Origin of the sequence: Psychrobacillus sp. FSL K6-2843 (assembly GCF_038626375.1) — a bacterium.
Classification (GTDB): domain Bacteria; phylum Bacillota; class Bacilli; order Bacillales_A; family Planococcaceae; genus Psychrobacillus; species Psychrobacillus faecigallinarum.
This window is the reverse complement of the sequence record NZ_CP152021.1, coordinates 1241491-1263611: the sequence shown is the minus strand read 5'-3', so window position 1 is coordinate 1263611 and position 22121 is coordinate 1241491. Positions and strand designations below refer to the sequence as shown.

The following is a 22121-nucleotide window of genomic DNA, read 5'->3' as shown; positions in this document are numbered from 1 at the left end:
ATTTACGGGGCAGTTCACATCTCTTCCATTGCGCTTTTATCTATCTTTTTTTCTTTTCTCTCACAAGCTTTTCCATATTACTGGTCGTTTTTGTAGCGGGAGAAGTTGCTTCTTTTTTATTTTTTCTAAAAGGTGCTATAAGCTGTTTAAATCCAAATCTCCTAATTGTTATGTCTATAAAAAATAGGATGATTGCCGCCAAGATTAAAAACTGTCTTATAGGTTGCTTTTCCGAGCTAGTCATACCGATATCTCGAAATACCTCTGCTGGTTCACTTAAAAGTTCTCCATCAGTTCTACTAGTGATTAACTGAAGGTTTTGTACATTTGGCTGTTGAACCTTATATTCTTCACTGTAGGGAATGGATATCCCTGCTTGATAGATAGCATCCTTCTCATTAGAAACTCGGAAAAATACTAGTCCCGGCTCGCTCTCAACCGTAACTCTGGATTTTCCAGGTGCCAATGGCTCGGAGGTTACAGCTAACTCTTCCCCTTTTTCATTAACTGCTGCCACCTCGATAAAGGATGAGCTTCCCGAAGGATCTGTCACCGTATAACTTCCATCGGTAGATTTTTGAATGGTAAAAGGTACTTCACTATAAGATGGAAGCATTCTAGAAATAGCTGTGTTCCAAAAATCACCCCAATTATTCCAACGTGCAAAATCTCCGCTCCAAGCACCCGTAGAATCAGAAGTGAAGGCAAGAGTTCTTCCTAAGCCATACATCCATTCAGCCAAAACTGGGTCTTCCTTCTCGCTCTGAGCTATTACATTTGCAGTTTGCTTGGCAGTAGTTGCTATATATGCATTCATCTGTGGAACACCATCAACGAACAGACTAGACCATGCAGGGTCTCCATAAATGGTAGGATAAAATGGGTTATCCTCTATATAGGTTCTAGAGATGATAGCTGTTTCAGTAGACATAATGGCAGGAATTGTAGATTCATCCTGTACTTCATAAAAAGTTCCCCCTCCCATTTCTGCAAGGCTTTCTAGCAAAGCACGGTCTGCATCCTGTCCAACGGCTACTGTTGAAACAGTAATATTATTCTCTTTTCCCTCTTCGATTAAAGTTTGATAGTCATTAGAGGAACTAGATTGACCATCTGTCAGTAAAATAATATGTTTTCGTTGTAGTTTTAATGGCTGTAACTGCTCATATGCTAGGGCAAGACTTGTATATATCTCAGTTCCTCCACCAGCACCTACAGACAAGATTTTTTCAACAGCTGCTTCTCTATCTTTAAGAGGCTCTGTCTCAATAATTTGCCATGGACGATCATCGAACGCTATGAAGCCTAAATGATCATCATCTCTAAGCATTTCTACCGAACGAGCAGCTGCCTCTTTCGCATATTCCATTTTCGAACCAGACATGCTTCCTGATCTATCCATTACAATAATAAGCCCTAATGAAGGTAATTGTTGCTTCCCTTTAACTTCCATCTCAACAGGTAATAACTTTTCGATTGGAGTTTTAAAATAACCACCTAATCCAAAGCTATTCTGCCCACCCACCATCATAAAGCCGGTACCAAAATTTTTAACTGCCTGCTCAATCACATTCATTTTTTGCTCGCCAACTATGTGTCCTGGCACGTTGTCAAAAATAATTGCATCATACGCAAGATAATTAGATAAATCATATGGAAGAGAGTTTGCGGTGATAACATCAGTTGTAATGGCTTCTTTGTCAATAACTAAAGGAATATTAGTAGAAGTATCCTCATTTGTAACAACCAGTAGCCTTGGAGAACTCTCTACATTAGTTACACTCGTAAGCTTATTATTTTCAATCAAGGCATCCCCCTGAACAATTACCTGTACTTCATATTTTAACAGACCCTCACCCTTGGAGGTGTTGCGGAAAGTATAACTATTAGATCCTTGCTCCAAGGCGACTTGCTCTCTACTTAGTAGTTGATCATTTTGATAAAGTAATAATTCGCCATTTGTAGCCTTAGTCGCTTGGAGTTCTACATTAAGCTGCTGTTGCTCTCCTTCGAAGGCTACAGGAGGTGTTTCAAAGGATGTAACAGCAACGTCCTCCGATGATACTCTCTCAAGCTGTACTACATCTACGGTTACATTACTGCCAGCTATTTTCATAAGCTCGTCTGCTATAGTTCCGCTAGTCTCAATTCCGTCTGTAAATAGAACAATTCTTGTTGCTTTGTTTGGTTCTATTATTCCGGTTGATAACTGTAACGCTCTAGCGATATCGGTGTTACCTGGTGATTTCATAGGACTAAAAACAGGAAGTTTTATTTCCTCATCAGTCAGGGGTATCTCCGTTTGAAAATCCTCTGCAAATGTATATACGCCTACTAAATGTCTATCTTTTCGAGAATCTAAGCTTGCTTCAATCCATTCACTTACCTGCTGATCAGTTCCTTGTACTGAAGCGGAACGGTCAATCAGAAAAACAATCTGTTCCTCTTTAATGGGCAGCAATAAATAAGGATTTGTAAGACCCAGCACTAAGCAAAATATAGCAAGCACTCGTATAAAGAAGACAGTCCTTCCCTCTTTCCTCAATATATTTCTGTCCTTTTTCCATGTCCAAACAAAATAAATGAGAATAGGTACTAATAATAGTAAAAGCAGTGGTTGATCAACTCGTAAATCCACGGCGTCTTTGCACCTCCCACTCGATAACAAACAACAATAACAATAAAACAATTAAAAATGGAACAATGGAATACTTTTCATAGTTCTCATCCTGCTGTTCTACTCCCAGTCCTCCAATAGAATATGAGGAACCTTTTATAATTTCTTTTTCTTTTTGAGATATTGCTACTGAAAAATATTTTTCTTTCTCACCAGAACGTATAACATATAAACCTGGTTTTCTAGGAGCAACAAATGCTCCTCCATTCTCAATAGAATATTCATAAGAATCGTCTAGCGTATAAATTTCCCACTCATTAGTTGCGCTACCTAAGGATTGTGGTTTTCTCTCATTCGGAGTGAAAGATCCTAAATAAGTATTACTATTAGATAGCTGCTCTTTCACACTCCACATAAACAATGGGAAAGAAGGACTTAACGGCCAATCTGTCATTTGTATATCGGAAAGTACAATAATATCTCCCCTTGGAGAGATCTGTATAAAGGGCTGCTCAGCAACTGTTGCTATCGTTTTATAGCCCTCCACACCCGGATATACGCTACTTACATAGATATCCGAAAGGTCAGCAAAGGAAAACAAAGGGTGATCATCCGTTTGAACAGTTCCATTAACCTCTACAGGATTTTCATCATTCCTTCCGATAAATAAGGCAGGTCTTTCTAATTGATCTACTAAGCTAAATTGATTAGTAACTAAAATTCCCTCCTCCTTCACTAGGCTTACCTGTTCAGCTGGTATACTACTCATGTCAACACCAAGTGATTGAAAGGCAGTGCGTACCAAAGTGTGAAGAGAGCTATCTATGAAAATCTTAGAGAGTTGATCCTGCAAGAACACGGTCATCTCGTTATCCATGAGATAATCGTCTTCCACATCTATAGTTGCCTTCAGAAAAATTGCCTCCTGTAACTCATCAAAGGAAAGGGTGACTGTTTCACCCGCAGGCAATCTAACGGATTCTTTAACCAATTCACCTTCTCCATTTGACAAGGTTAAGGACACTGTTTGCTCTTCTCTATTTTGACTAGCTAATTGGATCAAGGCTGAAGTTCCATTTTTCATCTTGGTTGCCCCAAGGCGTTTGATAGATATGTTGGATACTTCCTTAGTTTGACCGATTACATTCCAGCTTACATTTTCATATTGTAACGGCAAGGTCTGACGATCTATCTGATCTGTAAACACATATACCGAAGTAGCTTTATTTTGAAAAAAGGATTGAGCAAAATCCAAAGTTTTTGAAAGATTCTCATCCTCATAAGTCACTTCTAACTTATTTATTACTCTTTTAATTTCATTGATATTCGTTTCCTGCCTTAAAGCTGCGACAGGTTCATTTCCCGTAGTAATAAGTGTCAATGGCTTTCCAGATAACTGTTCAACCAGATCGAGCATTTCCTGCTTATGTTTGTTAAATAAGATAGCGTCATCCACGTTAACCTCCATCGTGGCAGAAGTATCCACAATAAAGACAATTTGCTCACCAGCAAGTGCTTCTTTTTTCAAAAAAGGTTGAATAAGTGCAATTACGAGCAAAATCATTGCTAACATTTGCAAATAAAATAACGCATTACGTTGAAGATGCTGTAAATAAGGAGAGGCCTTTGTCTCTTTCATCACTTCATCCCAAAAAAGAGTTGAGGAGACAGATTGCTTTTTATATTTCTTTCGAAAAAAGTAATATAATAGAACGGCAATCGGAAATATTACTGTCCATAAATATGGTAATTGACTAAAACCCATATATACTCACCTCATTGCACCCAATTTGCTCGTAGTAATTGATGAAATATTACATGAGAGATACCTTCATCTGCATTTACCTGTAGAAGTCTCACTCCGAATTTACTACAAATATTCTCTAAACCACGCTGATGTAACTGATGTTCTTGTTCGTATGTCTCTAATACTCTAGATGACATAGAAATATTTAATCGCTGAGAAGTTTCTACATCCTCTAGTTGAATATCTCCAGAATAAGACGGAACAAGTTCCTCATTTGTGACAACTTGTAAAATTCGTATATCTCCAGCAAAACGAGGTAGCTTTTGTATAAGAGATTTTAATGTTTCCAAGTCTTCTAGGCAATCTGTAATAAGGAATAATACCGTACTGTCTTTAGGTAGAAATGAGACGGCGTTTTTTGCAAAGGAGTCTGCCATGGTAGGCTCTTTTAAATCAGTTATTACTTGGGTAAATGCTTTCCGGTAGGTTGCTCCTTTTCTTCTAAAAGGTAAATTTTTATCATTAGTAACGGCAGCAAATGATAATCTGTCATCTCTTTGGAGTACAAGAATTCCTAAAGAAGCTGCTAACTGTCTTGCAAAATTCCACTTTAGAGGATCACCCATCGACTTAGATGAGTCTAATAAAATATGTACTCTCATTTCCTGCTCATCTAAAAAACGCTTAATAAAGTATTTATCTGTCCGAGCATACACATTCCAATCGATTTGGCGAACGTCATCTCCTGGTGTATATTCTCGGAAATCAGAGAAATCTAGAGAAGCACCAAATCTTTGCGAGCGATGAGACCCTTTATGTTGCCCGCGTAGTTTAGACTTGGTTGCTAAAGACAAGCGACTTAGCTTTCCGCTCCAATCCTTTGGGATTAAATATTCTTTACTCATACATTTTGTCCTTGCTTAACTGTTTGTAGAATAATTTCTATTAAGTCATCCGCGCTTTTACCTTCCGCTTCTCCCTCATAATTAAGCAGCAAACGATGCCTTAAAACTGGTTTTACCACTGTTTTAATATCTGCTATAGAAACATGATAGCGACCTGCTACTAGGGCACGTGCTTTCGCCAATTTTATAAGGCTCTGTAAACCACGAGGTCCACTTCCATATTGAACATATTGCTGTACCTCTGAAACTACAGAAGATTCTGGGTGAGTGGCAGCGATAATATCTACCGCGTACTCCAACATATCATCAGCTATCAATACTTCCTTCACCATTTGCTGTGCGGTCACAATATCTTGTGCATTCATTATTTTACTCAACTCAATAATTTGGCTTCCAGTAGTTCGCTTAGAAATTTCCATTAACTCTTCCTTAGTTGGGTAAGAAACAATTATTTTACATAAAAATCTGTCCATTTGTGCTTCTGGTAAGGGATAAGTCCCTTCCATTTCTATTGGATTCTGAGTAGCTAACACAAAAAATGGTCTATCCATCTGCTTAGTTTCTCCAAGCACAGTTACTGTTTTCTCTCCCATTGCCTCTAAGAGAGCACTTTGAGTCTTAGGAGTAGCCCGGTTAATTTCATCAGCTAACACCATCTGACTAAATATTGGCCCCTTTTGAAAATTAAATTGCTGTTTTCCATTCTCTAATCGTTCAATCATGCTCGTACCTGTAATATCAGATGGCATTAGATCTGGCGTAAATTGAATACGTGAGAAAGAAAGGTCAAGCACTTCAGAAATGGTACGAATGAGCATAGTTTTACCTAGTCCAGGCAATCCCTCTAAAAGAGCATGACCATCTGCTAAAACACAATAAATTGAAAACTCTACTGCCTCTTTTTGGCCAACTATAAATTGACCAATCTCATGGCGCACTTCCTCTAATCGTTTACTCATATTCATATAGTCTTCAGTTGTTAACTCCATAGTTTCCTCCATTAATTATTATTTTCTACGGACGAGAAGTAATCCTGAACAATCCGCTGTAAATCAGAAGGTAGTTGCATTCGTTCTGAGCTTTTCAAATAGGAATCTGAATATTCATTAATAACTTCTTCATAAGGTTTGGCTGTGCCTCTAGTAGTTGGCGCCTCCGCTGGTTCTTCGCTAGAGAAATTTCCTTCACCAAGATTTCCACCATCTATAGTAGTTTCTCCAGTGCCCCCAATTCTTGATGGAATCGATAACAGATCTCTTCCTCCAGAACCTTTACCAGCCCCCGTACCTTGGCCTTGGCCTTGACCTTGGCCCTGACCCTGACCCTGGCCTTGACCTTGACCTTGACCTTGACCTTGACCCTGACCCTGACCCTGGCCTTGACCTTGCTGATTCTGACCTTGTTGACCTTGCTGATTCTGACCTTGTTGACCTTGTTGATTCTGACCTTGTTGACCTTGTTGCCCTTGTTGATTATTAGAACTAGTATTAGGACTGTTATTATTAGAATTCTGATTACCTTGTGCTACATTATTTGATGAAAACGGAAGCTTTTTACCCATTTTGCTAAGAGTAGACTGCGCAGTGGCAGAACTTTGAGATAATGCGCTATTCGCTGTTTCCAAGGAAGCAAGTTCTTTCTGCTCTTTCTCTGACAAAGCTGAACTTTCTTTACCTTCATTGTTCGCTAATTCTTTCTTTTCCTCTAATTTTTGTTCCTTTAATGCAAGTTCCTTCTGTTTTTTTATTAATTCTCTAAGTGCTTCTTCGGCCAATTCAGTATTTTTCAGTTTCTCTTTTAATTCCTCTAAGTCTTTTTTTACTGACTTAGCTAATTCTTTTTTCTCTAATTTTTCTACTTCCTTCTTAATGTCATTGATCACTTGCTTTTCTTGTTCAATGTCCTTTGCCTCTAACTGCGTGGTAGCAGGAAATGATGCTAATAAAAACACCACTGCAAGGGAGATTAAAAAGCCTATGGACCACCTAGCCTGAAAATAATGCTTTTCTCTTTTTTTAAATTTATCCAAAGCTTCCTGGCCATTCTTTGCTGCTTTTTGCAAAACTCCTTGAGCAAGTGGAGAATTATTATTTAAAAATGATACGGCAGTTAAAAGGACATTATCAGAAAAAAAAGAATCCAATTTATACAATGCTGTTTCTTTCGTAGGTCTCTTCCAAAAAGCTCTTCCTAAAAGAAGAAAAAATACAATACCCGCTAAAGACCAGGCATATATTGTGTAATAGGGAAAAACAAATAAGCGAGATACTAGTAGAATTACAGCAACAGAAAGAAAGGCGTAAAACAAAGCTCCTTGTAACATTTTAAAATAATGCTCTGTTGTAAGGCTGCGTTTTGCTCTTTTAATCCATAGCAATAATCTGTTTCTGTTCTCCATTTATTTTCCTCCTTACTTATATTTCTTCATATTAACCCGTAGTTTCTTTACTGCTATAAAAATTGTTAAAACCGTTAGCAAAACATAAAAAATTGCATATCCAGCCCAAATTGGAAAATCTATATTAGTCGTTTGGCTTATAAAGTCCGTTGAACTAGACATTGTTAAATTGATCATTAGTATAACCGGATTAATCGTTGCAAAAAAATGGGCAATGGGTTGAGGAGTCGTGGCCAATGCCCCAGTTGCCAAGCTATTCATTCCTGTAAGAACAAGATAAATGAAACCTGTTACCCCAGCTAGAAAAATCATCGTACCATATGTTGCAATCATCGACACAATCGTTTTTCGAATAATTGTAGAATACATAATCCCTATTCCACCGACCGCCAACATAGTTAAAAAGAAAAACAAAAATATTAGTCCGAGCTGCCCTGGGGAAACTCCACCGAATAGAAAAACAAAGCTATACACGGGTAAGCCCGCTACTAACAGTAACAGCAAGAATGCAATCGACGATGACAATTTACCCATAATAATTTGAAAAGAAGTTTGCGATGTTGTTAATAATATGTTCAATGTTTGCTTCTCACGCTCCGAACTGATAGCACCAGCCGTGAGACCCGGAGTGATAAAAAGTATAAGACCGAGCTGGATATAAGTGAGCATTACAAACATGAAAAAGCTTTCCTCGGGTCTAAAATAACCTGTGCCCGTAAAAGAGGTCGTTAACAGGATAAAACCAAACACAAATATAGACATAGCAATAAGATAAAATAGGATTCCTGTGAAACTTTTTAGAGAGCGAAAACGTAATTTTATCTCTTTAATAAGCACTGGATTACTTAATGCTTGCTTCATCTTATTTCGCCCCCTTTGTAATTTCCATAAAGACATCCTCTAAATCTGTCTCTGTTTCTGCAAATGATATAACCTTTATTTGCTGTTCCACAGCTTTTTTAAGCAGACTAATTTGATCTTCCTCTGTACCTCTATAGTTAAAGGTAACTATATTTTTAACTGGGTCAGTCTCTACTTTAGAAGCAAAAGGATCCTCTTCAAAGAAGGTGGTAGCATTTTCAAGCAAACCTTTTACTTTGACGGTTATATGCCTTTCGCCAGCAAGCTGCGCTTGAATTTCTGACACCGAACCATGAGCAATCAATCGGCCTCCGTCAATGACTCCAATCTCGTCACACATTTCTGCAAGCTCTGGCAATATATGAGAGGAGATTAAGATGGTTTTCCCCATATCCTTTAACTGTCTTAATATGTCTCTCATTTCGATTCTAGCTCTCGGATCTAGACCAGAGGCTGGCTCATCTAAGATTAAAACCTTTGGATCATGTATCAATGCTCTTGCTAAGCATAAGCGTTGTTTCATACCTCTAGAAAGAAGATCTACATATTCGTATCTTTTATGTGTTAAGTTGACTAGCTCTAATAATTGAGGAATTAGAACCGCTCTATCTGCTTCCGGTATGCCATAAGAAGCTCCATAGAAGTCCAAATACTCATTTGCCTTTAGTTGGTCGTATACACCAAAAAAGTCTGGCATATATCCAATCTGTTTTCGAACCTCATGTGGCTCTGTTTTAACACTTTTACCATTCACCAGCGCATCACCAGAGGTTGGCTGTAGTAGTGTTGCTAATATGGAGAAGGTGGTAGATTTACCAGCTCCATTTGCTCCAACAAATCCAAAAACAGTTCCCTCTTGTAAAGTTAAATTTAAATCATTTAAAGCATAGAACGAGCCATACTTTTTAGTTAGTCCTTTAATCTCTATCATTACTTAACCTCCCCTTTAATACGTACCTCTGGAAGTCGTGTATATGGATCTCCATTATTGGAATCCTTAATTAATTTATAAATAATTTCTCCATCCTGATTGATATAATCTAATATATTTTCTTTTACTGTAAATCTACTTTCTTCTATAGGCTCATATATTTCTGTTTTATTGTTTAATAACTCGATAGTATGGGAGTTTCGATCTGTATTAGCTATTTGTAATTGTGTGTATTTTACGCCTTCTACAGGAAGATTCTGAGGTAGTTTCCATGACGTAATATACTCACCGTCGTCTAAATACCACTCAAAATTACTATTCTCTACTGGTTCCATATATTTTCCAAAAGAATTTGTTTCAACATTTACCATAAAGCTAGTTGCAGGTAGTGTAAACTCGCCTGATAAAATTGTCTCTGCCTCAAAAGGTTGTATTAGTAAGTTTAGAGCAGACATTTCTACTTTTTTCCCTTTAAGTTCAATTGGAACAATATTCTCCTCTACTAATGCAGTAATCGCTGGCTTACCACCAGTTTGTTCAATTAATTTGCTTGTAGAGTATAAGGATTGTTTACGTTGAGTTATTAAATCATCTTGGTTCATTGTATTTTGTCCCCAATTACCACTAGTATTAATAAAAGGATTAGAGGTTGGGCTTAACATTACGGATCCTAAGTCTTTGTCGACTTGCATTTGTTCTCCAGGTTTTAGGTCTCCTAGCACAATTAGTTTTGAACCGGACCAAATCGAAACTTCTTTAAGAGCAAATGGAAAATTATTAGTTAAAGTACCGGTTATTTTACTGGCCTCCACTTTAAGGTCAGAAGCTAGTTGCCCTGCATTTGGAATATAGGTTTCTCCATAAAAAGAAGATACGGACCAATACCCTAGATCCCTGAATGTAAGATCTGATCTGTTGGAGCTTTTTTCTAGAATAACATTTTCATGTATATTAGTAATATTGCCTGTAAAGGAATTAAAATTTCGTTGTCCGACCATAGAAGTTGAATTTGGTGAAGTAAAAGAGAATTCTCCACCCTTATTGCTTAAAATCGATTCGGCGTAATAGCCATTTAAACTACCATCTTCATTAACATATAAGAAAGAGGATTGTTGTACTTGAGGTCGAGCTATGCGATCCTTTGCACCATAGCCAAATATCCCAGCCGAAGTTAAAATAGCGATCAATGGGATAATCCCCCAAGCATATTCTCTTTTATCCTTCCGTTTCAAGATAAAGTAAAGAAGCGGACCGACTAGAAGCATATAAATAATTACAATACCAATCATCAGCGGTGTCGAAACTTTAAAAGAAGCAAACAATGAATTTGTCTCTCCAATTTCATAAACTAGCTGATCCTTAAGATTGTTTCCATACATATAATTAGTTGCCTGCGTATTTACAGGCTGCAGCACTGCTTTTATTAGCTCTTTATAAACATCATCTTTTGCAAGAGGTGAATCACCTAAGGAAAAGGTTGTTTGAATAATAGCTCCACTACCTAGTGATTTTTTAGCAGCTATCAATGTCCCATCTAAGTTGATTAAGGGCTGCCCTCCATCTGTTAATGTAGCATCGTGTAGAGTAAGATCCTGTGATAGTAATTTACCACCTGTTATAGTACTAATTTTTTCAGGTGAAAGATTTTTTGTGACTCCTTGTAAATTTAATGGAAGATGTTGCGATAGTAATCCAAGCTCAGCCGATGTATTTTCAGAAGCTCCGACAAGGATATATCCCCCAGAACTCACATAATCAATAAGCGCATTCTGCTGAACTTCTGAAAGATCCGCAAGGACAAATTCATCAATAACTATATAATCCGCCATTTGCCAGGCTACACCCTCTGATGGAAAAATAAAGTTATTTAGTTGACCTAAATGAATTACTTGAGCATTCGATTGCTTTAACTGATTTAAAACAGTTAAACGATCGGCACTATTAGTCAGTGTCATGTAAAAAACAGAAGAAGGATCCATCATGTTAGCTTTAAGATTTTTAGATCCTTTATAATCAATTGACTTTCCTTTTTCCCAGCCACCTTCGTAAAAATGAACAAGTTGGATATTGGAGCCTGAGTATAAGTAATCATCGCTTAAACCAGAAGAAGCTATTTGGAGCGTTTTTGTTTCTCCAGCCCCTATTTCAAATGGTATAGCTTGACCATTACCTAAATTATAAGACTCGAACATATCCAGCACGATATCCCCCGAAAAGGCATCACCTGAATTTTCCACAGTAATGGTTATAGGAAGTCCTTCCCCATACTTTGCCTTTCCGTCAAAGCCAAGATTAATCTTGACCTGTAAGCTTGGAGCTGCTGAGGCATCTGATGGATATATACTAAAAATGATAAAAAGTGCGACGATGGCCAAAGCAAACTTGCGTATCTGCATATTTTTTCCCTCCTATTATGTATATAATTTAGTACGTTTTTCCCCAAAGAAAGTTCCTTTATTGGAATTTCTTCGCATGTTCATTAACAATTTTTACAAAAGCGTCAACTTGTGGAAGGTCAAAAGAGGCGTCGTAACCTATTAACCATGTATCTCGAGTGAGTTCAAACTCTTTTTCGTTATTCGTTAAAGGTATCTTATTCACATTTTCATGGCCTGTCAGCGTAATTGAAGGTAAAATAGCATAGCCAATCCCATTTAGCGCCATTTGTTTACATGTTTCAATTTGGTCGACAATAATCTGACGCTTAGGATTTACAGAAAAGTGCTTTTGCCACCATTGCTGAATTTCTTGGTAATAGTTCGAGTCACTCTTAAATTGGATTAATGGCTTTTCTGTAGTCAAAACATCGTCAATAGCTGTCATGTCTTTGTCAACCAAGTATAGCGTGTCTCTAAATAAGTGCAGTTTGTTCCCTTTCCAATCTGTTTGCCCACGCACAATTCCTATTTGAGCTTCCCCGTCATATATTGCCTTTACAATTTCTGAGCTCCAGCCGGTTAACAAGGAAATTTTAGCCTCTGGATAAGTTTGTACAAAGTCCTTTAGCACTTTGGGTAGCCAGTTTTGACCTACAATAGAGGCACAAGCAATTTTTAATGTTCCATGAACCTTAGAGCTCAATGATTGAATAGCTTCGAATACTTCTTCTCTTTGCAGTAGCATATTATTGGCAAACTCAATTACTAGCTCTCCTTCTGGAGTAGCAGTGAGACCTTTTTGCGAACGTAAAAACAATTTTGTCTGCCATTCCTTCTCAATTGTTTGTAGGCGAAGAGATAACGCTGGCTGAGAAAGGAAAAGTCTCTCTGCAGCTTTTCGCATATTTTGTTCTTCCGCTAATGTTTTGATAATAAGATAGTCCGAATTCATTTTTTAGCCTCTTTCTTTAGAATGTATTCTTTAAATAATAGGAGTTAACTTTAGGTGGATTCACTATAAAAAAAAGGCCCTCTGTAAAAGGCCTTTTTCTGTCTATATATAATTATACTTGAGATTCCTGGGATTGGTATAAATACTTCTTCATTTGCTTTAGAATAACTCTTCTAGTTAAAATCCCCATAAATGTTCCTTCATCATCCACGACACATACATATGGATTATTAACTAACAGATCTAAACCTTTTTGGAATTTTTCTTCAATATGAATAGAGGCAATGTCTTTTTTCATAATTTGATCAACTTTTAGATTTGGCAAACGCTCATATTCAATATGTTCTAAACCAAGTATTTCATCTGTAATCTGTTGAGTGCTAATCAATCCTTGAAGGCGATATTTAACGTCAAGCACAGGAATGGATGAATATCCCGTTTTCGTTAATACCAAAAGTGCATGTTCTGCATTGTTGCCTAATTGCACATGAGCAACCTTCTCGGCTGAAATAATGAAATCCTTAATGGGAATTTGTAAAAAATCCTTACTACTTACAAATATCATTGAATCCTACTCCTTTGTCTGTTTTCATTAATTGAAAACACAACCTATAAAACTATGATAGCATATGAAAGGAATAAAAAACTATGAAATCGCTTACAATTTATTTATATTTTTTTAGACTTAGTTGGTCAATTTAACACCAAGGTACTCCACTAATGCTCCCCAGCATATCCCACTTATATTTTTATCTACCTTATAACTAAAATAAATGATTTGTTAAAATGGGAATTGATTTAACCATTGTCCACCATCAAGTGTCACAATTTCACCATTCATGTAGGATGCTTTATCGGACATAATAAATGTTGCCAGATCTCCTATTTCCTCAGGCTTACCTAAACGTTTTAAAGGCACTGCTTGAATTGTTCTTTTCGCTGCTTCTTCTGATTCCCAGAGCTTTCCTGCTCCCCCAGTGCGCTCGATAGGACCTGGAGCGATCCCATTTACTCGTATGCCATATTTACTGCCCCATTCTACTGCAAGAGTTCTAGTTAAAGACATAACACCTGCTTTTGCTGCTGCAGAGTGGGCCACACCGGCTCCTGCTCCCCATGCATATGTGGCTAGCATATTTATAATGGAGCCCTTCGTTCCTTTATTGATCCAATAGTTGCCTACAGCACTAGAACAATAAAACGTACCATTAAGTACAATATCAATCACTGTCTTCCAGCCATTTGGAGAAAGCTTGGCTGTCTCTACAATAAAGTTACCAGCAGCATTGTTAACTAATCCATCTATACTGCCAAAAGTCTTGTCAGTAAATTCTACCATTGCTGCAACATGATCGGGATCTCTTACATCCATTTGAAAAACTTCAATATGGTCCCCATGCTGCGCTATTTCTAGCTTTGCATTTTCAAGCCTTTCCTTGTCCCGACCCGTAATAACTACGTTCGCTCCCTCAGCAACGAAACTCATTGCCATGTATTTACCCATACCGTTAGATCCACCAGTAACAATAATCGTTTTCCCTTTCAACAACATATAAACACCCCTTTATAAATTGAATGAACATTCACTCAATATTTTAGCATAACAAGTATGTAAAAGCACTCTCTCTTTTATTACATTGAATAAGTGTAAGAACGGGTAGATTTCCACATTTTAGATCACCTCTTCAATTCTTAATGATTATCGAATCATTAAAAAGTAATATTCTCAAAGATTAAATTTATATGAAGAGACATCCTAAAAAATAGAAAGAGTGATAAATAAATACGATTTTATATTAATAATTTTTTTAAACTCACTATATTTTCTTCGAGAAATAAAGCATTTTTTTCAATTCCACGACGTTTACACCACCCGATACTATTGAAGGCATCTGTAAATCGATAAAAAGGCAAAACAACTTCTAAATCAATTAATGGTCTGATACTGTTATACCCTTCTTGATAAGCTTGATACAAGGCAGAATCGTAGTGTAAAAAATCACGATACAATTTGGTAAAATCGATTTCAGTTGAACCAAATCGTACTGATTCAAAATCTATTATTCCTGAAACTTTGTTACCATCAACAATTATATTTGCTGGACGAAAATCCATATGTATAAAGCTTGGTCCATCTGGGGAAGGGAGCTGTTGTTTCATTTGTTCAAAATTTTCAATGGCTTTTATGAATAAACGTTCATCCAAAACGTCTTTTACATCCTTAGCGAAACTATAAAATTGTTGTTCGACAAAATTAGACCAGTTTGGAAATTCATTTTGTATGTCGGAAAATTCTTGCACAACAGACGGTTGAATTGTATGCATCGAGGCATGAAGGACCCCGACTTGAAATGCTACTGAGGGTGAAGCCTTAGATGTTAACGTTATTCCTTTTAATTCGGATAATATAAAAGCTCCCGGACACTCCTCATCACCAGACCAATAATCCAACAGTTCGGGAATAGCAAAACTTCCTTTTAAAATTCCATAGGCCTCTAACTCCCGCTTAAACTTCAATTTTGTATAAGGGATTTTCAAAAAAATATTTTTACCATTTAGCAAATAACATTTATAGACTGTTGAACTATAGGAATCTTCAACCTCATTAATTGATAGTACCTGCAACCCAAGTTGTTCAAAAACACGTTTTAACATCAAACTTACCTCCCTTTTTGTAGCGCTACCTTTGATTTCACTAACAATCTAATTTATTCTACAATTAACCTGCTACGTTAGTACAATAAGAAAAAGTACAGGCACCTGCTTATTCAAGTAGTCGAGTAGAAGGGAACCTCTCTACATTACGGTAGATTGTGTTCCACCCCCCTCACAGAACCGTGCTTGCGCTATTTACGCACACGGCTCCTCCAAATCATCATTCACAAAATGGTGATTCCGCTATCCTCAATAGTTTAGTTTACATATATTATTTCTACCGCTGTGTGTAGTAAATGTGTCCCTAGTGAGGGTGATCATTTGGTAGCAGCCTTTCCTCCATCGGCATTACCCAACTTCATTGGTACTACGCTGCTATCCGACTCCCTACAACGGCATTTGGTTTCCTCGCTTATTATCGCTTGTACACCATACTCTTCTATAAGAAGAAAAGACCGGTAGGGCCTCCCGAGTTGCCGTATCATATCGATGTATGACGTGCCAAGGTCTCTGACTCCAGAGAGGCTTTATCCTTCTTGCCTTTAACGATGGATAAAATGTAGCTTTCTGCCGTGCTTAAAGCATCAGCCCTCTCGATTTACTAACATTATGGAGCTCAATCCCTTCAACCGTTTGGCTTTCGGCCCGCCACCTAACTGTCTACGCTTAAAGGCTAATGTTACCATTAGCCCTCCAAGACTCGCTACGAGTGAATGGCTAGTTCTTTCTCAACGGGAATCCCACCCGCTATATGATACGACCTAGGCTCGGCCGCACAAGCACTCTTTAATTTAAGTACAATCCTTCGCAATATCTATCTCCTCAGTAAACTATATCAACTCAATAAGGGAAGAAAATACTCTATATTATACATAATAATTACACTTAATATTATAAAAATAATTGTAGTAACATATTGTTTTGAGTTCTCCAGGTACTTCCACTCCAGAAAAGCCTGAAAACCCATTAACAATGTTATATAGACGATCCAGTACCACTTTATAATATTGGTTGAGTCACCGAAAATAACAAACGGAAGTGTGAATAAAAAGATAAGTAAAATGATTCCTCTTCCCCAACGGTCAATTCTTTTACCGGAAGTTTCAGAAATCTTTTTCTTTTCCACACGAAGTAATTTGTTTATTATTTTTTCTAACAAAAATCCTATAAATATTAGAACGATAAAAAATACCAAAAATCTCAAAGCAATTCCCCCTCTATTTTGAAACAAAACAAAGACACTAGAATGACTATTAATATTAACATAAATATCCAATAAAAAATCACCTCTCAGAAAATCAGAGAGGTGATTTTAATTTATAATCGAACTAAAATGTGAATATTAATGCATAACTTTACAACTACGGTTACTAACTAAGTTGTAAATGGACAAATTGTCCAATGACATTATAGTTGGTAGCTCAAAATTCAATAGTTTTAAAAGTCCAAGTACAATTAAAATACGCGGTCATGCCTAGATATATAAACAAAATTTCATATTTTATTTCAGAAATGTCGTCTTTAAAAACTCCTGAGTTCGCTCTTCCTTTGGATGGCTGAAAAATTGCTCAGGGTTGCCACGCTCGACAATTTTTCCATCGTGCATATACACAATCCAATCCGCTACTTCTCTAGCAAATTCCATTTCATGGGTAACAACAACCATCGTCATTCCTTCTTCAGCCAATTTTTTCATGGTTGTTAAAACTTCTCCCACAAGCTCGGGATCGAGTGCCGATGTTGGCTCATCAAAAAGCATAATTTCTGGTTCCATCGCAAGTGCTCTAGCAATCGCCACCCGTTGCTTTTGCCCGCCTGATAGTTTACTGGGATAGACATCTAACTTATCCTCCAAGCCTACTTTATTCAGTAATTGTTTTGCTTTCGAGATAGCCTCCTCTTTGTCAACTCCTTTTACCATAATAGGTGCTTCGATAATATTTTCCAAAACAGTTTTGTGTGGGAACAAGTTAAAATGCTGAAATACCATTCCTACCTTTTCCCTAATTTTATTGAGGTTATCGGTGCCTGGGTCGACTTCATTTCCTTTAATTATAATATTGCCGTTATCCTTCCTTTCTAAAAAGTTCAAACAGCGAAGAAGAGTACTTTTACCCGAGCCACTCGCTCCTATTAAACAAACGACATCGCCCTCGTAAACTGTCATATCGATATTTTTTAATACATGTAAGTCTCCATATGATTTATTCAATTGATTAATTTTAATCATTTCCTTTGTGTCCAATGTCCTCGTCTCCTATCTGTCACTTACTGCTAATTTCAGTTCAAATCGGTTCACTACGAATGTCAACAGCGCCACTAGCAATAAATAGTAGACTGCTACAATGAGTAAATAGGTCATTTCGTCAAAATTATTGGATCCTAGTGTTGTCGCCACATTGAACAGTTCATTCATGGAGATAAATGCGGCTAACGAAGAATCTTTTAACCCGATGATAAATTGGTTGCCTAAAGGCGGCAGCGCTCGGCGGAATGCCTGCGGAAGAATAACCCTCCGTAATGTCAGTACTTTTGTCATCCCCAAAGAGCGTCCTGCCTCCATCTGTCCTTTATCGATTGCCTGAATCGCTCCTCGAAGGATTTCGGAAATATAAGCTCCATTATGTAACGCGAGGGCAAATGAAGCAGCCCAGAAATCAGGAAGGAGGAAAATCTCGCTTATTCCGAAGTAGAGGATAAATATTTGAACAATTAGCGGTGTTCCGCGGACCAAATAGACATATGCATCTGAAATGAATTCTAATATTTTTATTTTAGAGATTTTTAATAAGGCAAAGAAAAGACCAATAATTATTCCGAATAAGATAGAAACAGCAGTCAGCTCTAATGTTAAAATCATGGCTTGTATGAATACATCTTTTGTTTCTATAAGTGTGTGAAAAAAATGTGAAAAACTTGGCAATGTATCTTCTTCCTTTCTTTCCCTGGTATTGATTTATTCCGGTTTAATGGTAATATCCTCACCAAAATATTTGATGCTAATTCGAGTTAGGGTCCCATTTTCCCGGAGTTTCTCCAGCGCTTCGTTTACTCGCTTCAATAGTTTTGGATTATCCTGGGGCAGCACAATCGCTTGTTCACTACGATCAATTAACTGCTGCTCTTTAATCTTAAATCCTCCCTTTGCAGCATTTTTCCCAGTAACAAAATCTGTGATTACCGCATCATGACGTCCGCTGCTTAATGCTTGTAAAGCTGTAATATCACTGTCATATGTTTTTATTTTGTCTGTATACTTAGAGGCTGTATCGGCATAAGTCGAACCTTTTGCTACAGCAACTTCTTTTCCCGCTAAATCGTCGACAGTCTTAATTTGACTGTCCGGTCTGGTGAAAATTTGCGGTCCAGAATAATAGTAAGGCGTAGTGAAGGAAACATGTTCGCTCCGCTGCGAATTAATCGTGTGGCTAGCAACAGCTGCATCCGCACGGCCTGTTTTTACCCCTTCTACAATCCCTTTGAATTTAATTCGCTTTTGAACCGGCTTAAGACCCATTTCCTTAGCGATGGCTTCGCCAACCTCAATATCAAAGCCTGACATGGTGAGATCATCATTCATATAACTAAATGGTTTAAACTCACCAGAAGCAGCAAAAACAAATTGATCTTTATGTATAAGTTCAGATCCGTCGGCAAGCTTATCCTTCTCGGCACAAGCAGATAAAAAGCAAATCACGATCAAACTGAAAACCAATATTAACTTTTTGTTCAACCACATGCTAACTATCAATCCCTTTCACTCTTTTTTATTTCTACAATACCCTTAGCTAACTGAGTAGCTAACTAATGAATGTTAATTACCCCATTTACTCCCCGCATAAACAAAAGAGTGTCAGGCACCTTTAATGGTGACTGACACTCTTTGTATATCACATACCTTACACGTTTCATTTATGAAAGGGCTAGTCTCGTAGATGGGTACCTACTGCCTTTTTACTGCTACGGCTAGAAATGATCTAATTATACCTCATTTACTTATGATATTTTCTCTAAGGAGCTCCGATTCTCTACCTGTAGTTGCTTTCATAACCATCTATTCTTCCTCAGCGTATAGTTCTGATTTGAGTTTTTCATTTAACCAAGCAGCTTGCAATAAAGCGCGACTGTCTTTAAGTATTTCCTCCGGTTGATTAGCTTCTCCAATAATATAAGATGAAAAAGGCATATTTAAAAAGTCAAATGTATATTGAAACTGCTGAATAAGAGGCAGCCCCTTTATCCTTGGGTCATCGCCACCAACAACTACAACGATTGCTCGTATTGTTTTTAAATGCTCTCTCAAATTTGGATATCTTTCATCTCGAATTGCTTGACTAAATCGGTCTATCATATTCTTCATTAAACTTGACATACTATACCAGTAAATCGGTGTTGCAAAGATTAACACGTCGCTTTTCATTATTGCTTCAACCAATCTATCATAATCATCATTAACTGCCTGAAAGCCATTTCTTGTATGACGTAAATCCTCAATCGGTCGAATGTATAAGTCTTTTATATACACTTTTTCATGTTCAATATCTTGTACTACAAAATCCGCCAAGAGTTCGCTATTTCCACCTTTTCTCGAACTACCAACAAGTATTGTAATCTTCATATTCCGTACTCCTTCCTATGCATCGCTGTGTAAAAAGTATATAATTGCCTCAAGAATCAATAAAGCTGAATATAATGATTAAATCAATCGGATATTTCGATATAGAGGTGGAAGCATTGGAAACAAAGCATTTATATACATTCTTAACTGCTGCAAAGACTTTAAATTTTACTCAAACAGCTAAAATGTTGGATTATGCACAGTCAAGTATTACAGCACAAATCAAATCAATAGAGGAAGAGCTAGGAACACCTCTATTTGAACGATTAGGGAAACGGATTTTCCTTACAGAGGCTGGTATGCAATTAAAACATTTTGCCGAAAAGATGATCAAACTCGATAAAGAAATGCGCGATGCAGTAACAGGTGAAAATGAACTTAAACCAATCTTGACAATTGGTGCACAAGAAAGTCAATGTACATACAGATTACCGGTTATACTACAGGAATTTATACAGTTGCATCCTCAAGTCAAACTAATATTTAAACCTGTCCATACGAACGAAATTGCAAAGAACTTATTACAAACTGATACTCTAGACTTGGCATTCATCACCGATACACGAAAGATTGTGTCAACCATCCATACTGAAACTTTGCTAGAAGAAAATATAATGCTAGTCGCACCCCCTACACATCATTTGCATAAAAAAGAAAAACTGACTTTAGAGGAAGTAGCAAAAGAAACGATTTTATTAACCGAGAAAGGCTGTTCTTATAGAACACAATTTGAAAGTAAGTTCCAACTAGAAGGAATATACCCTGACAACGTGATAGAATTTGTCAGTATTGAAGCTATTAAACAATGTGCGATTGCCGGATTGGGCATTGCACTTTTACCCAGAATGGTTGTGGAAAAGGAACTTAACAGTGGTTCGTTACTACAATTACCTATTTCTTTAGCATTGAATCAAATTTATACAGAGATAGCTTGGCATAAAGACAAGCATATCCCCTCTTATTTAGAGGATTTTATTCAAATCGTTCGCGGGCATTACAAGAACATTCAATGTAAAATGAAAGAAACCTGAAATACTGCCTTCAGGTTTCTTGTAAGTAAAGATACTGTACATCAATTTTTTTTTATTCAAGTTCTCCCCCCCTTTAAAACTCTTATTAAATTAAACTAAACTGCTGCATAAGTTCAATAGAAAAAAAGCTTTACTCCTTCTTGGAGTGAAGCACCCATTAGTTGAACAAGATACTAAAAAATATTAATTATTATAGGCACACTAAATACATTATTTCATAACTCTCTCTAATATCTCACTAACAAATTTAGTTTTACCCTCAGTGTAAGTTGCTCTGTCTATCGCATTCTTTGCCAAATATTTCTTTAACTGTTCATACTCAGCAACTGCCTCTGTATTGTTACGAAGATAATTTCTAAATGCTAAATGTCTGGCTAGTTCTTTACTATCTTTATTGCACACATATAAATGGTGTTCAATCCAATTTGTATTTTTTTCATCCCACGGAACTAATGGATCCTTTCTTCCAAAGGCTTCTCTACCCTCAAAACTCCAATTTTCTTGATGATAGTAACCTATCTTTTTAAGACCTTCTATAACAGCAGGGAAAACACAATAATCTTCTATTACTACATCTATATCTAGAATTGGTTTGGCACTCAGCCCTTTAACTGATGTGCTTCCAACGTGTTCCACGCATATTATTAAATCACCTAAAGTTTTTTTAAGGAAACCTTCTAATAATATGAATGATTTTTCCCATTTCTCGTTGTATGTAACTATTACAATACCAGACAGATTACTCATCCGAATTCATTAAAACTAATTTAATCATTATTTTTCTCCCCCTTATAATTGTAACTTCTATAAAACAGTATTCAGTTCCTTCTTATTAATATTCCTAACCAGCCTCTCGGAGGAAAAGTATTTCCCATTGCAATGTCTTGGAAGGATGAACAATGTGCCAGCATTTTGGCAACATCCATTTTACCCCATTGTGGTTTTGAATTTCGGCTTAAATTGTCTATTCGTTAAAATTTCCTCTGAGTCCGATTGATTAAAAATATCCTTCATTTTTGTAACCCCTT

The 22121-nt window shown here is 37.0% G+C and carries 19 protein-coding genes and 1 pseudogene; 1 reads left to right on the top strand and 19 read right to left on the bottom strand.

Annotation, left to right across the window (positions count from 1 at the left end; genetic code table 11):
- Positions 1-40: 40 nt before the first annotated feature.
- The 17 genes from MKY94_RS06140 to MKY94_RS06060 all read right to left on the bottom strand — a co-directional run bounded on the left by MKY94_RS06140 (position 41) and on the right by MKY94_RS06060 (position 20062).
- Positions 41-2638: a VWA domain-containing protein gene (locus MKY94_RS06140; protein ID WP_342578249.1), complete on the bottom strand. Its 2598-nt coding sequence runs from the start codon at positions 2636-2638 to the stop codon at positions 41-43.
- Positions 2622-4382 carry a BatA and WFA domain-containing protein gene (locus tag MKY94_RS06135; protein ID WP_144537870.1) on the bottom strand — a complete coding sequence of 587 codons (1761 nt, stop codon included), beginning with the start codon at positions 4380-4382 and terminating at the stop codon, positions 2622-2624. The genes MKY94_RS06140 and MKY94_RS06135 overlap by 17 nt, the downstream gene beginning before the upstream one ends.
- An 11-nt stretch (positions 4383-4393) precedes the next feature.
- Complete coding sequence (locus MKY94_RS06130) at positions 4394-5269, bottom strand: DUF58 domain-containing protein (RefSeq protein WP_342578248.1); 876 nt, start codon at positions 5267-5269, stop codon at positions 4394-4396.
- Positions 5266-6258 (bottom strand): MoxR family ATPase, encoded by a 993-nt coding sequence (locus MKY94_RS06125; protein ID WP_144537866.1) that lies wholly within the window; start codon positions 6256-6258, stop codon positions 5266-5268. Before MKY94_RS06125 ends, MKY94_RS06130 begins: the two co-directional genes overlap by 4 nt.
- Before the next feature lie 11 nt (positions 6259-6269).
- Positions 6270-7667, bottom strand: a complete 1398-nt coding sequence (locus MKY94_RS06120; RefSeq protein ID WP_342578247.1) for a hypothetical protein — start codon at positions 7665-7667, stop codon at positions 6270-6272.
- Positions 7668-7679: 12 nt separating this feature from the next.
- Positions 7680-8528, bottom strand: coding sequence for an ABC transporter permease (locus tag MKY94_RS06115; protein WP_151110697.1), 849 nt, complete (start codon positions 8526-8528; stop codon positions 7680-7682).
- 1 nt (position 8529) lies between these two features.
- The gene (locus MKY94_RS06110) at positions 8530-9459 is read right to left on the bottom strand and encodes an ABC transporter ATP-binding protein (protein WP_342578246.1); all 930 of its coding nucleotides are present in this window, start codon (positions 9457-9459) and stop codon (positions 8530-8532) included.
- Positions 9459-11855: a hypothetical protein gene (locus MKY94_RS06105; RefSeq protein WP_342578245.1), complete on the bottom strand. Its 2397-nt coding sequence runs from the start codon at positions 11853-11855 to the stop codon at positions 9459-9461. The genes MKY94_RS06110 and MKY94_RS06105 overlap by 1 nt, the downstream gene beginning before the upstream one ends.
- Positions 11856-11913: 58 nt before the next feature.
- Positions 11914-12789 carry a LysR family transcriptional regulator gene (locus MKY94_RS06100; protein ID WP_151110703.1) on the bottom strand — a complete coding sequence of 292 codons (876 nt, stop codon included), beginning with the start codon at positions 12787-12789 and terminating at the stop codon, positions 11914-11916.
- A gap of 112 nt (positions 12790-12901) precedes the next feature.
- Positions 12902-13354 (bottom strand): cyclic-di-AMP-binding protein CbpB, encoded by a 453-nt coding sequence (gene cbpB / locus MKY94_RS06095; RefSeq protein WP_151110705.1) that lies wholly within the window; start codon positions 13352-13354, stop codon positions 12902-12904.
- Between the two features lie 216 nt (positions 13355-13570).
- Positions 13571-14338: a 2,4-dienoyl-CoA reductase gene (gene fadH, locus MKY94_RS06090; protein ID WP_191963879.1), complete on the bottom strand. Its 768-nt coding sequence runs from the start codon at positions 14336-14338 to the stop codon at positions 13571-13573.
- A gap of 242 nt (positions 14339-14580) precedes the next feature.
- On the bottom strand, positions 14581-15444 hold the full coding sequence (locus MKY94_RS06085; RefSeq protein ID WP_151110709.1) for an aminoglycoside phosphotransferase family protein: 864 nt from the start codon (positions 15442-15444) through the stop codon (positions 14581-14583).
- A gap of 835 nt (positions 15445-16279) precedes the next feature.
- Entirely contained in the window at positions 16280-16648 is a 369-nt protein-coding gene (locus MKY94_RS06080; RefSeq protein WP_225321704.1) for a DUF4181 domain-containing protein, read from the bottom strand.
- A gap of 297 nt (positions 16649-16945) precedes the next feature.
- On the bottom strand, positions 16946-17689 hold the full coding sequence (locus MKY94_RS06075) for an amino acid ABC transporter ATP-binding protein (RefSeq protein ID WP_144537849.1): 744 nt from the start codon (positions 17687-17689) through the stop codon (positions 16946-16948).
- Between the two features lie 12 nt (positions 17690-17701).
- Positions 17702-18367 carry an amino acid ABC transporter permease gene (locus MKY94_RS06070; protein ID WP_144537847.1) on the bottom strand — a complete coding sequence of 222 codons (666 nt, stop codon included), beginning with the start codon at positions 18365-18367 and terminating at the stop codon, positions 17702-17704.
- A gap of 33 nt (positions 18368-18400) precedes the next feature.
- Positions 18401-19183, bottom strand: coding sequence for a transporter substrate-binding domain-containing protein (locus tag MKY94_RS06065; RefSeq protein ID WP_144538243.1), 783 nt, complete (start codon positions 19181-19183; stop codon positions 18401-18403).
- A 315-nt stretch (positions 19184-19498) separates the two neighbouring features.
- Entirely contained in the window at positions 19499-20062 is a 564-nt protein-coding gene (locus tag MKY94_RS06060) for a flavodoxin family protein (RefSeq protein WP_340862830.1), read from the bottom strand.
- A 116-nt stretch (positions 20063-20178) separates the two neighbouring features.
- Here MKY94_RS06060 and MKY94_RS06055 point away from each other — a divergent pair, with 116 nt between their 5' ends.
- Positions 20179-21093 (top strand): LysR family transcriptional regulator, encoded by a 915-nt coding sequence (locus MKY94_RS06055; protein WP_340844304.1) that lies wholly within the window; start codon positions 20179-20181, stop codon positions 21091-21093.
- Positions 21094-21303: 210 nt separating this feature from the next.
- On the opposite strand, the gene MKY94_RS06050 is transcribed toward MKY94_RS06055, so the two are convergent.
- Together MKY94_RS06050 and MKY94_RS06045 are read right to left on the bottom strand one after the other, a co-directional pair.
- The gene (locus MKY94_RS06050) at positions 21304-21840 is read right to left on the bottom strand and encodes a GrpB family protein (protein ID WP_151110713.1); all 537 of its coding nucleotides are present in this window, start codon (positions 21838-21840) and stop codon (positions 21304-21306) included.
- Between the two features lie 83 nt (positions 21841-21923).
- Positions 21924-22107 (bottom strand): annotated as a pseudogene (locus MKY94_RS06045) (hypothetical protein); the annotation flags it as partial.
- Positions 22108-22121: the final 14 nt, after the last annotated feature.